The sequence below is a fragment of the Flavobacterium sp. genome (genome assembly GCF_044339515.1).
Classification (GTDB): domain Bacteria; phylum Bacteroidota; class Bacteroidia; order Flavobacteriales; family Flavobacteriaceae; genus Flavobacterium.
The window spans coordinates 1-12,236 of sequence record NZ_JBIIVK010000021.1; the positions used below are offsets into that span (position 1 = coordinate 1).

General features: G+C 33.7%; 12 protein-coding genes, 2 tRNA genes and 1 pseudogene. 10 read left to right on the forward strand and 5 right to left on the reverse strand.

Going from position 1 to position 12,236, the window contains the following annotated elements; genetic code table 11:
- The 5 genes and pseudogenes from ACIQ0M_RS07440 to ACIQ0M_RS07460 form a co-directional block, all read left to right on the forward strand.
- Nucleotides 1-113 (forward strand): annotated as a pseudogene (locus ACIQ0M_RS07440) (IS5 family transposase); the annotation flags it as partial.
- Between the two features lie 41 nt (nucleotides 114-154).
- Nucleotides 155-610, forward strand: a complete 456-nt coding sequence (locus ACIQ0M_RS07445; RefSeq protein WP_396151224.1) for a hypothetical protein — start codon at nucleotides 155-157, stop codon at nucleotides 608-610.
- Nucleotides 611-721: 111 nt separating this feature from the next.
- Nucleotides 722-2,134 carry a 23S rRNA (uracil(1939)-C(5))-methyltransferase RlmD gene (gene rlmD, locus ACIQ0M_RS07450; RefSeq protein WP_396151225.1) on the forward strand — a complete coding sequence of 471 codons (1,413 nt, stop codon included), beginning with the start codon at nucleotides 722-724 and terminating at the stop codon, nucleotides 2,132-2,134.
- Nucleotides 2,134-2,643: a DUF6452 family protein gene (locus tag ACIQ0M_RS07455; RefSeq protein ID WP_396151226.1), complete on the forward strand. Its 510-nt coding sequence runs from the start codon at nucleotides 2,134-2,136 to the stop codon at nucleotides 2,641-2,643. The genes rlmD and ACIQ0M_RS07455 overlap by 1 nt, the downstream gene beginning before the upstream one ends.
- A complete protein-coding gene (locus ACIQ0M_RS07460) occupies nucleotides 2,618-3,352 on the forward strand; it encodes a DUF6048 family protein (RefSeq protein ID WP_396151227.1) in 735 nt (244 codons plus the stop codon). Before ACIQ0M_RS07455 ends, ACIQ0M_RS07460 begins: the two co-directional genes overlap by 26 nt.
- On the opposite strand, the gene ACIQ0M_RS07465 is transcribed toward ACIQ0M_RS07460, so the two are convergent.
- Nucleotides 3,353-3,583, reverse strand: coding sequence for a hypothetical protein (locus tag ACIQ0M_RS07465; RefSeq protein ID WP_396151228.1), 231 nt, complete (start codon nucleotides 3,581-3,583; stop codon nucleotides 3,353-3,355).
- A gap of 147 nt (nucleotides 3,584-3,730) precedes the next feature.
- Here ACIQ0M_RS07465 and thrC point away from each other — a divergent pair, with 147 nt between their 5' ends.
- From thrC to ACIQ0M_RS07480, 3 genes are all read left to right on the forward strand, one after another.
- A complete protein-coding gene (gene thrC / locus ACIQ0M_RS07470) occupies nucleotides 3,731-5,020 on the forward strand; it encodes a threonine synthase (protein WP_396151229.1) in 1,290 nt (429 codons plus the stop codon).
- A 108-nt stretch (nucleotides 5,021-5,128) separates the two neighbouring features.
- Entirely contained in the window at nucleotides 5,129-6,847 is a 1,719-nt protein-coding gene (locus tag ACIQ0M_RS07475; RefSeq protein ID WP_396151230.1) for a PAS domain S-box protein, read from the forward strand.
- Nucleotides 6,847-7,257: a response regulator gene (locus tag ACIQ0M_RS07480; protein ID WP_396151231.1), complete on the forward strand. Its 411-nt coding sequence runs from the start codon at nucleotides 6,847-6,849 to the stop codon at nucleotides 7,255-7,257. Before ACIQ0M_RS07475 ends, ACIQ0M_RS07480 begins: the two co-directional genes overlap by 1 nt.
- A gap of 55 nt (nucleotides 7,258-7,312) precedes the next feature.
- Here the strand turns inward: ACIQ0M_RS07480 and rpsT are convergent, their stop codons facing one another.
- The 4 genes from rpsT to proS all read right to left on the reverse strand — a co-directional run bounded on the left by rpsT (nucleotide 7,313) and on the right by proS (nucleotide 9,462).
- Complete coding sequence (gene rpsT, locus ACIQ0M_RS07485; RefSeq protein WP_129464994.1) at nucleotides 7,313-7,564, reverse strand: 30S ribosomal protein S20; 252 nt, start codon at nucleotides 7,562-7,564, stop codon at nucleotides 7,313-7,315.
- Nucleotides 7,565-7,716: 152 nt separating this feature from the next.
- Nucleotides 7,717-7,788 (reverse strand) — tRNA-Glu (locus ACIQ0M_RS07490).
- A 47-nt stretch (nucleotides 7,789-7,835) separates the two neighbouring features.
- A tRNA-Glu gene (locus ACIQ0M_RS07495) sits at nucleotides 7,836-7,907 on the reverse strand.
- A gap of 76 nt (nucleotides 7,908-7,983) precedes the next feature.
- Nucleotides 7,984-9,462 carry a proline--tRNA ligase gene (proS, locus tag ACIQ0M_RS07500; protein WP_396151232.1) on the reverse strand — a complete coding sequence of 493 codons (1,479 nt, stop codon included), beginning with the start codon at nucleotides 9,460-9,462 and terminating at the stop codon, nucleotides 7,984-7,986.
- 99 nt (nucleotides 9,463-9,561) lie between these two features.
- Here proS and ACIQ0M_RS07505 point away from each other — a divergent pair, with 99 nt between their 5' ends.
- Nucleotides 9,562-10,554 carry a hypothetical protein gene (locus ACIQ0M_RS07505; RefSeq protein ID WP_396151233.1) on the forward strand — a complete coding sequence of 331 codons (993 nt, stop codon included), beginning with the start codon at nucleotides 9,562-9,564 and terminating at the stop codon, nucleotides 10,552-10,554.
- 77 nt (nucleotides 10,555-10,631) lie between these two features.
- Nucleotides 10,632-12,155: an OmpP1/FadL family transporter gene (locus tag ACIQ0M_RS07510; RefSeq protein WP_396151234.1), complete on the forward strand. Its 1,524-nt coding sequence runs from the start codon at nucleotides 10,632-10,634 to the stop codon at nucleotides 12,153-12,155.
- The last annotated feature ends 81 nt before the right edge of the window (nucleotides 12,156-12,236 follow it).

Here is a 12,236-nt window from a genome sequence, read left to right on the forward strand (position 1 = left end):
GTTTTAGGTCGTTACTCAATAGATTTGACACAACAATAGATAGCTGGTTAGGCTTTAATTATCTAGCTTTCATAATAATTGCACTAAAAAAATTTAATAAAATAAAAGTTTAAACGACTTCATTATCTTTGTGTTATTAAACACTTCATTTTTTATGAAAAATAAATTACTACTCATTTTGAGTTTCCTTTTAATTGGTTTGTATTCCTGTTCCTCTGATGATAGTAAGTCTGATGTCAATTTTATACGTGCTAAATTCAATGGTACAGAATTGAAATTCAATATCATAAATGTTCAAATTACCCCTGAGATTACTGACCCTGATACAAATTATACTTATAAAGACATAATTGTAACCGCTACAATGAATAGCGATGCTTCAAAAACATTAATAATTTCCTCTGAATTTAATGTTACCGGTGTTGATGAAATTTGGCGTTTTAGTTATGGTAATAATGGAGCAATTTATGATTTAAATGATGAAAACTTTACTTCCGAAATTACACAAAATTCCGGGGGTAGATACACTGGAATTTTTCAAGGTAGTTTAAATGGCTCATCAGAAAATATTGTTATAACGGAAGGATCATTTGATATTATCTACCAATAAAATTTTAAAAAAATTATGAACTTAAACGTCTTACATGTAAAGACGTTTTTTTTATTTTAAAAAATTCACAACGTACTGAATTTTTACTATTGAATAACTTATTTTTGCTCCATGGGAAGAAAAAATACAGACAAAATTATTTTTAAAGAAGTTCCTGTTTTAGATGCCGGTGCAAAAGGTGTATCTGTTGCCAAAGCCGAAGACGGAAGAGTTATATTTATACCCAATGTAGTTCCGGGTGATGTAGTGGATGTGCAAACTTTCAAAAAAAGAAAATCGTATTTCGAAGGAAAAGCCATTCACTTTCATAAACTATCCGAACATCGCGTTGAACCACAGTGCAAACATTTTGGCGTTTGTGGCGGATGCAAATGGCAAAATATGAAATACAGTCAACAATTGTTTTACAAGAACAATGAGGTTTTTAATAATTTAAAACGAATTGGAAAAATAGAACTTCCTGAGTTTGAAAAAATTTTAGGCTCCGAGAAGCAGTTTTTCTACCGCAATAAAATGGAATTTTCATTTTCCGACAGTCGATGGCTTACCGAAAATGAAATTCAAAATAATGATGAAATTCAAAACAGAAATGCGTTAGGTTTTCATATCCCAAAAATGTGGGATAAGATTTTAGACATCGAAAAGTGTCATTTGCAACAAGATCCTTCTAATGCTATTCGAAACAGTATTAAAGAATTTGCTAATCAAAATGACATTCCTTTTTTCAATGCCAGAAATCACGAAGGTTTGTTGCGAACGCTGATGATTCGAACATCTTCTATTGGAGAAATTATGGTGCTGATTCAATTCTTTAAGGAAGACAAAAAACAACGTGAGCTGGTTTTGAATTTCCTTTCGGAAAAATTTCCTGAAATCACTTCTCTACTCTATGTCATTAATGGAAAGGCAAACGATACGTTATACGACCAAGATATAAAGTTATTCAAAGGCAGAGAATACATTTTGGAGGAAATGGAAGGTTTACAATTTTCAATTAACGCTAAATCGTTCTATCAAACCAATTCTGAACAAGCATACGAACTATATAAAATAACCCGAGAATTTGCCGGGTTAACAGGAAATGAGATAGTTTACGATTTATATACAGGTACCGGTACAATTGCTCAATTTGTTTCCAAAAAAGCTAAAAAAGTAATTGGTGTAGAAGCTGTGCCGGAAGCCATTGCCGATGCAAAACAAAACGCTAAGCGTAATAATATCACTAACTGCGAATTCTTTGTGGGCGATATGAAAGATGTTTTTAATGCTGATTTTATTGCGACACATGGAAAACCCGATATCATTATAACTGACCCTCCACGAGATGGTATGCATGCAGCTGTGGTAGAACAAATCATGAAAATTACACCGGAGAAAGTGGTTTATGTGAGTTGTAATTCGGCTACGCAAGCACGTGATTTAGCCTTAATGGATTCGTTGTATAAAGTAACGCGTGTTCGTCCGGTTGATATGTTCCCGCAAACGCATCACGTAGAAAATGTTGTACTTTTAGAAAAAAGATAATGAAAAATCGTTTTATAATTTTCCTTTTATTGCCTCTATCCTATTTTTTTTCAGGATGCGAAAAAGACGATATTTGTGTGGAAGGAACTCCCACCACGCCCCGACTAATCATTGAGTTTTACAGCAATGACAATTCAACGGTTCGAAAATTAGTAGCCAATTTAAAAGTACAAGGAGAAGGTGCGAATACCACGCTAGATTTTAACCAAGTAGACACAATTGAACTACCGCTTAAAACCAATGAAAATTTCACGAATTATAGTCTGAACATCAATTCCAGCTCCACAACGTCGGTGAACAATACCGATTTAATAAAATTTAATTATACTGTAAATGACATTTATGTATCAAGAGCCTGTGGTTTCAAAAGTAATTTTGTTTTAAACTTGGCCAATGGTGTAGAAAGAACAAATCCTGTTGGAGATGCTGAATTTTGGATAAAAAACGTTGAAATTGTAAAAAGTAATGTTGAAACTGAAGAAGATGTCCATATCAAAATGTATTTTTAGTTTTTTGCTGTTTGTGTTTTCTCAAACTCTTTTGTCTCAGGAAACAAAAAAAGACAGTATTGTTGCTCCTGTAAAAACGGAACGATATGGTTTACGTATTGGAATTGATGCTTTTAAATTAGCCAGAAGCTTCTATGAAGAAGATTATAGAGGTCTTGAAATTGTAGGCGATTATCGTTTAACAAAAAAATATTATTTGGCAGGAGAAATCGGTAACGAAAAAAGAACAATAGACGAAGACCGTGTTAATTTCACCACTTCGGGAACTTACTTTAAAGTAGGATTTGATTACAACACTTACGAGAATTGGTTAGATATGGAAAACCTAATCTATGTTGGTTTACGTTTTGGAGCGAGTTCGTTTAGTCAAGAATTGAATACATATCGCGTTTACAATCCAAACCCTTACTTTGGAGAATCGCCTACAGTTATTTCCGGCAGAAAATTTGAAGGTCGATCAGCACAATGGGGAGAATTTGTTGCAGGCGTTAAAGCGGAATTATTTTCAAATTTTTATGCAGGATTCAATTTTAGGATAAATTATCTTATAGGAAATAAAGAATCATCTGATTTTGAAAACTTGTACATACCCGGTTTTAATAAAAAATATGAAGGTAAATTTGGCGTAGGTTTCAATTATACTATTTCCTATTTCATTCCGATTTATAAAAAGAAAATTCAACCTACACTGAAAGAGGTAAAAAAGTAATTAGATTGAACGCACTCCTTTTAAAAAAATCCATTTCATAAATAGTTGTTCACCGTCTTTTGTTTTAGCAACCTGAAATTTAGGAGCTAAAATTAATGTGATTATAAACGCAAAAAAAGGAGGCCAAAATCGTTCAAGTGTTGTATAATAATCGATTACAAATCGAAAAGGAATAAAAAAAACGGCAAAAGAAATCAATTGAAAAAGAAAAGCTTTTGTTTTGAGACTCATAAAGTTTAATTTCAACAAAGTTACAAAATTTTACCCTCAACCTTTTATCGTTAAATTAATAACTTTTTGCGAAGATTAAAAGTTTTATTTTACTTTTACGAAACTGTTGTAATAATTTTTATACCATAAAAAACTATTCTTTTTTCGATGCACTACAAAAGCTTAAATCATAATGCTCCTGCTGTTTCTTTTGAAGAAGCTGTTATTTTAGGACTTGCCCCTGATAAAGGACTGTATTTTCCTGAAGAAATAAATCCGCTTCCACATTCATTTTTTGAAAAAATTGAAACATTAAATTATGTTGCTATCGCATTTGAAACAATCAAACAATTTGTAGGAAACGAAATCCCCGAGCATGATTTAAAACAAATTCTTAGCGAAACTTCAAATTTTGATTTTCCGCTAACCGAAGTAGAAAATGGTGTTTTTTCGCTGGAATTGTACCACGGACCTACCATGGCTTTCAAGGATGTGGGTGCTCGATTTATGGCGAGGTGTTTGGCCTATTTCAATAAAAAAAATCCTACTCAAAAAAACACTATCTTAGTTGCAACATCGGGTGATACCGGGGGAGCTGTAGCCAGTGGCTTTTTAGGTGTAAAGAATGTTGAAGTGGTTATTTTATATCCCAGTGGGAAAGTCAGTGACATTCAAGAACGACAACTTACAACATTAGGACAAAATATTACCGCCTTAGAAGTAGATGGCGTTTTTGACGATTGTCAAGACATGGTGAAAAAAGCTTTTTTGGATAAGGATTTGGCTCATAAAAATTTAACTTCCGCAAATTCAATTAATGTCGCAAGATGGTTGCCACAAATGTTTTACTTCTTTTTTGCTTACAAAGAATTAAAAAAATATAATCTGCCCATTATTGTTTCTGTTCCGAGTGGAAATTTCGGAAATATATGTGCCGGAATTTTAGCCAAAAAACTCGGTTTACCCATTGAACATTTTGTTGCTTCAACCAATGAAAATGACACAGTACCCCGTTTTATGACTACCGGAGCTTATTCGCCAAAACCTTCAAAAGCCACACTATCAAATGCAATGGACGTTGGAAATCCGAGTAATTTTATACGCATTCAGGAATTATATCAACATGATTTAACGGCTTTTAAAAATGATTTTTCCTCCTATCAATTTTCAGATGAAGAAACCGTAGCAATTATGAAAAAAATATATTCTGAACACAATTACATTGCTGAACCGCATGGTGCTATTGGATATTTAGGACTAAAGAAAGAACTAGTTAATAAATCAAATCATATCGGTGTGTTTTTAGAAACTGCTCATCCTATCAAATTTTCTGATAGTGTAGAATCTTTCTTAGAAATTAAATTACCTATTCCAAAACAAATCGAAAGTGTTTTAAATAAAGATAAAAAGAGCATTAAAATAAAATCTTATGCTGAATTGAAAGATTTTTTAACCTAATTCAAATTTCAACAACAACTAAATACCACATTTTATGATTCAAATTAAAAAAACAAAACTCATCATTACTTCAAATGTAAAAAAGAAAAAATTTTTTATATTTGAGTAATGAAAAGCAAATCAAATATCATCTCTTTTGTTTTTATCATTGCTTCGCTCTTTTTGGCTATTATCATGCATTTGATACTGCGAGGAAGTTTCAAGAATGATTTTCAAAGCTTAATTACTTTTCATTTCATTAAAGACGTAAGTTTTATCATTGCCGCCGGTTTACTACTTCGATTTGTTATTACAAGGAATGACAAAAGGAATATCTCAATTTTAGAACAACTTCAAACCATCAATACTGAGATTAAAGATTCTAATGAGCGTTATGATATTGTAGCAAAAGCAACTAGTGATACGATTTGGGATTGGAAAATTCAAGAAGATGAATTTGCATGGAATAAAGGTATTCAAGGAATTTTTGGATATAAAAAAGAAGATGTTGGCAAAACATCGAGTTGGTGGTTTGACCGAATTCATCCTGAGGATAGTTTAAAAATGTCCGTGAAATTATATTCTTTCTTAGAACAAAAAACTGAACGTTGGCAAGATGAATACCGTTTTAAATGTGCCGATGGAAGTTATAAATATGTATTTGACAGAGGATTTTTGGTAAAAGATGCAGATGGAAAAGCCATTCGTATGATTGGAGCAATTCAAGATGTCACCAAACAAAAAGAAGAGGAACAACGACTGAAACTTTTAGAAACGGTAATTACACAAACCAAAGATGCGGTTGTCATTACTGATAAAGATATTTCACAGAGCCCTATTCCTAATATCATTTTTGTTAACCAAGCTTTTACAAAAATGACAGGTTATAAACCCAAAGAAGTCATTGGAAAATCACCGGTTATGTTTGCTGGACCTAAATCAGATATGAGCGAATTGGAAAAACTTTCAACTGCTATTAAAAATTACAAAGAGTGTTTTATTGAAACCGTAAGCTACAAGAAAAACGGTGATGAATATTGGGTTAATTTTTCAATGATTCCGGTAACAAATAAAGAAGGAGAACACTCCCACTGGATTTCGATTCAACGGGATGTGACCAAAGAAAAAAATCAGGAACGTGAAAGAGAACAACTAATTCGAGAATTGACTCAAAATAATAAAGATTTAAAGCAATTTTCTTATATCACTTCGCACAACTTTAGAGCACCTTTATCAAATTTAACCGGTCTTCTCCATTTATTAGAAGATGTGCCGATTGAGAATGATGAACTTCAGGAAATACTAAACGGATTCAAACGTTCAACCCATCTTCTAAATGAAACCATTGAAGATTTGGTGAAAGTAGTTATCATTAAAGATAATCCGTCTATCTTAAAAGAAGACATTTCCATTAAAGAAATATTTGAAAATGTATTTTTCCAACTCAACAATCAAATCAATTTGTATAAGCCAACCATTAAGTTTGACATAGAAGATAGCTTAACAATACACATTAACAAAGCCTATATGGAAAGTATCATCTTGAATCTGATGTCAAATGCAATAAAATATCGTTCTCAAGACAAAACACCTAAAATTTCAATAAAGGCGGTGGAAAAGGAAAATTTCGTAAATTTGGTAATCAAAGACAACGGAGTTGGAATTGACTTGGATAAAAATGGAGACAAAATATTTGGATTGTACCAACGCTTTCATGATTATCCGGATAGTAAAGGACTAGGATTGTATCTCGTGAAATCACAAATAGAAGCCATGGGAGGTTCAATTGAAGTGGAAAGCCAAGTTGGAAAAGGAACTCAATTTACACTAACTTTTAAAAAAGAATAATGTTGAAAACAATATTGTGCGTAGATGACGACCCCATCACATTAATGCTTTGCAAAAAAGTGATTAAAAAAGCGGAATTCAGTGAAGATGTTATGTTTGCTAACAATGGCCAAGAAGCCTATGAATTATTTCAATCGTTGGTTAGTAAAAAAAATAAGTCAGAAGAATTTCAGTTGCCGCAACTCATTTTCTTAGATTTGAATATGCCGGTGATGAATGGATGGGAATTTCTTGATTTGTTTAAAAACACCATTTCGAATGAGTTTTCACAAACAAAAGTGATAATTCTGTCATCAACAATTGATCCGGCAGATTATAATAAAGCCAAACAATATGATGTTGTTTCACATTTTTTATCAAAACCAATTACGGTTGAAATGTTGGAAAACTTGAAACCTATCTATTCCTAAAACAAAAAAGCTTTCCTTACGGAAAGCTTTTTTATATTATATAACTTACTATTAATTATAACTTAGCAACGTGCTTTGTTAATTTTGATTTTAAGTTAGAAGCTTTGTTATCATGAATGATATTTTTCTTCGCTAATTTATCAATCATGGAGATAACTGCAGAAAGTTTTCCGGCTGCATCAGATTTATCAGTGGCTAAACGTAGAGCTTTAATTGCGTTACGTGTAGTTTTATGCTGATATCTGTTTAATACTCTTTTCTTTTCGTTGCTTCTTATTCTCTTTAAAGCTGACTTATGATTTGCCATTTTCTTTTTAATTTTAGATGTAATTAATAAAATACTAGTTAAAAAAGAAAAACCTCCCACAACTGCAAAAACAATCACTTTGGTTTTAACTAATAAAACAAAAACCGAGACACTGATTTTTATTTTATAAAACTAATTTACAACTAATTTTGTAGTCCGTAGGGGAATCGAACCCCTGTTACCAGGATGAAAACCTGGCGTCCTAACCCCTAGACGAACGGACCCTTGTTTTCCTCTAGTTTTAAGCTATTCAATCTGATACTTGAACTTGTAGCCCGTGGGGGAATCGAACCCCCCTTACCAGGATGAAAACCTGGCGTCCTAACCGATAGACGAACGGGCCAATTGCTAATTGCGAGTGCAAAAATACAACTATTTTTTATACTCACAATAGTTACAATTTATTTTTTTTATTTTTTTTAATATGCTTTTGCAAAAAGTACTCTTCCAACCGATGGTTTTCCTGAAAACATACATGTTCCGGTCTCTTCTACTCTATCCAAAGGAATACAGCGGATTGTTGCTTTGGTCAATTCTTTTATTTTTTCCTCCGTTTCCGCAGTACCGTCCCAATGAGCGGCAAAAAAGCCACCCTTGGAATCTAATAATTGTTTAAATTCATCAAAACTATTTACTTCTGTTATGTGATTATTTCTATATTCAAAAGCTCTATCATATAGACTCTTTTGAATGGTTTCTAACAAGTTTTGAATGTAGGTTTCAATTCCTTCTTTAGAAACAACTTCTTTCGTTAAATTATCTCTTCGGGCGATTTCATAAGTACCATTTTCCAAATCATTTGGTCCAACTGCAATCCGAACAGGAACACCTTTTAATTCATACTCGTTAAACTTAAAGCCGGGTTTGTGCGTGGTTCTATTATCAAATTTTACAGAAATACCAAGTTTTCGTAAACCAACCATTAATTTTTCAACATCTACTGAAATTGCATCCAATTGTTCATCGGATTTATAAATCGGGACAATTACCACTTGAATCGGAGCTAAATTTGGTGGCAAAACCAAACCATTGTCATCAGAGTGAGTCATGACTAATGCACCCATTAATCGTGTCGAAACACCCCATGAAGTTCCCCACACATACTCTTGTTTTCCTTCAGTATTAGCAAATTTAACATCAAAAGCTTTGGCAAAATTTTGTCCTAAAAAATGAGAAGTTCCAGCCTGCAATGCTTTTCCATCTTGCATCAACGCTTCAATGCAATAGGTTTCAACTGCTCCTGCAAATCGCTCTGACTCGGTTTTTACTCCTTTTACTACCGGAATAGACATAAAATTCTCTGCAAAATCTGCATACACATTCATCATTTTTACCGATTCTTCAATTGCTTCAGTTTGTGTTGCATGAGCAGTATGCCCCTCTTGCCATAAAAACTCGGCCGTTCGTAAAAACAAACGAGTTCTCATCTCCCAACGCACCACATTGGCCCATTGATTAATTAATAACGGTAAATCTCTATAGGATTGAATCCAATTTTTATATGTACTCCAAATAATAGCTTCACTAGTTGGACGAACGATTAGTTCTTCCTCCAATTTTGCATTTGGGTCAACCATTAATTTGCCTTTGTTGTCCGGATCATTTTTCAAACGATAATGTGTCACTATGGCACATTCTTTGGCAAAACCCTCTGCGTTTTTTTCCTCCGCTTCAAACATACTTTTGGGTACAAAAAGTGGAAAATATGCATTGGAATGTCCTGTTTCTTTAAACATTCTATCCAATTCAGCTTGCATTTTTTCCCAAATAGCATAGCCATAGGGTTTAATAACCATACAACCTCTAACACCCGAGTTTTCAGCTAAATCAGCTTTAACTACAAGTTCATTGTACCATTTTGAATAATCTTCGGATCTTTTCGTAAGGTTTTTGCTCATTTTGAATAATTTGGCATAAAAATTGTTTAACTTATTTTAACTAAATAGTTCGGCAAAACTAACTATTTTTGTAATAACAACAATAAAAATGCTACGATTATGAAAACTAATTTTTATCCCAGCAAAAATAATATAACCCGCTTAGTTTTATTCTTTTCGGGAATGTTATTCGTTTCTTGTGGTTCTTATCAAAACTCCTCTTATTATGACAATGATGGTGTTTATAGGAGCTCAGGCAGAAACAACGAAGTTGCATCGAACAATGTCGAACAAAACAATACCAATCAAGCGTATCAAAATTATTTTAAATCAAAACAATTAAATGCAGAAGAGGAAGTTTTTACAGATGTTGAAAATTACTCGTCTGTAGAAGATACAACTGTTACATCAGAGCGAAATTATGATTCTTTTGCAGCATGGGGTTCAAACCCTTCCTCTGTTACGGTTAACGTTTATGATAATAACTGGGGTTGGAATAATTGGAATAATTGGAATGCTGGTTGGGGATGGGGCTTAGGTTGGAATGCTGGCTGGGGTTGGAACAATTGGAATGGCCCAGGTTGGGGATGGGGATGGAACAGTTGGTATGGCCCAGGTTGGGGATGGGGTTGGAATAATTGGTATGGAGCAGGCTGGGGTTGGAATGGCTGGTATGGAAATGGTTGGGGTAATGGTTGGTACGGAAATAACTATGCTTACACAAGAGGAAGAAGAACCGGTGGTTATTATGGTAACAGATATTCAGAAGGAAGATATAATGGAAGAACATCCTACACAACAAGCGGAAGAACCTCTACACGGAATAACTTTGGAACGAGAACAAGAAGTTCTTCAACCCGAAGCACTCAAATTTCTCCAAGAAACTCAAGTAGCACTAGAGAATATAACAACAATAATGTAGGAACACGCAATTCTACTCGCTCAACCACACCTTCATCCAGTGTAAGAAACTCTTCATCAACACGAAGTTCTTCTTCGCCAACCTACTCAGGCTCACGATCAAGTTCTGGTAGTTCATTTGGAGGAGGAAGATCATCCGGCGGTGGCGGAGTACGTTCATCCGGTGGTGGTGGCGGACGAGGTAGAGGTTAATCAAAAAAATAATCAAAATACCTATGTTGAATCAAATTGGTTTGCATGGGTATTTTTATGAAAAAAAATAAAAAATTATGAAAAAGATTTTTATTACTTCCAGTTTTCTATTCGCTAGCTTTTTATCCTTTTCGCAAGAAATAACTCCGAATGAAGGATTGCGGTATGCCATTGATAATTTAACCGGTTCAGCCCGATTTAGAGCCATGAGCGGTGCGTTTGGTGCTGTTGGTGGAGATTTGTCTTCCATAAATGTTAATCCGGCAGGCTCAGCCATATTTAATTATAACCAAGCAACTATCTCACTCAGTAATTACAATGTTAGAAATAGTTCTTCTTATTTTGGCACACGAACAGTTGAAAGTGATCATGATTTAGATATCAACCAAGCCGGTGGAGTATTTGTTTTTAAAAACAATAACCCTTCGAGTGGTTGGAATAAATTTAGTTTAGCGTTGAATTATGAAAACAATTCAAACTTTGACAATCAGTTTAATACCCGTGGGGTGAATCCCAACAATTCTATTGATGGATATTTCTTGAGATTTGCTAATGGATTACCCAACGAGGGTGGTATTTTTTTAGATGTACTTGACACGGCTTTTTTTGATGAATTAAGTTTCATCGACCAACAAGCTCTTTTAGGCTATAATGCTTATATGTTCAATCCGGTTGATAATGAAAATCCGGATAACTCCGTTTATGTTTCTAATGTGCCAACAAATGGCAATTATTATCAGGAAAATTACACGGTTGCTTCGGGTTATAACGGAAAACTCACCGGTAACATTGCCACATCATTTAAGGATAGACTTTTTATCGGACTTAATTTGAATGCTCACTTTACTGATTTAACTAACACGATTTCCATTTATGAAAGTTATAATAACAATTCATCCACTGGACTTCGTTCTGTTCAATTTGATACAGAAACTTATACATATGGTGGTGGATTCTCCTTTGGCATTGGAGCCATAGGAAAAATAACAGAAAGTTTAAGACTTGGCTTAGCTTATGAATCGCCAACTTGGTATAATTTAACAGATGAAGTAAGACAGAGAACAATTACATATTGTGCGGACTGTGATGCAAACAACAATCCAATCGTTTTTGACCCTAATGTAATTATGGTATTTGAATCATATAAAATCCAAACACCAAGTAAATTAACCGGTAGTTTTGCTTATGTCTTCGGTGAGAAAGGATTAATTAGTATTGATTATGCCATGAAAGATTACAGTAACATTACATTCAGACCTAGAAGCGATGTTAACTTAGAATCAATTAACAACTTCATGTCGGCAAATTTTGATACCGCAGCAGAAATTAGAGTTGGTGGTGAATTCAAGCACAAACAGTGGAGTTTGAGAGGTGGTTACCGTTTTGAAGAAAGTCCTTATAAAGTTGATACTGCTATGGGAGATTTAACCGGATACTCAGGAGGAATTGGTTTTGATTTTGGAATTTCAAGACTAGATTTGGCCTATGCTTACAGCAGAAGAAAAATGAATTTTGATTTAATCAGTTCAGGATTAAATGATGCTTCTCGTTTAACGGCCATCAACAATAATGTGACCTTGAGTTACACCATAAAATTCTAATATACTTAGCATAATTTCGAAAAACCATTTACTTATTGTGAATGGTTTTTTTATTTAATTCGATTAATACCAAATAAAACC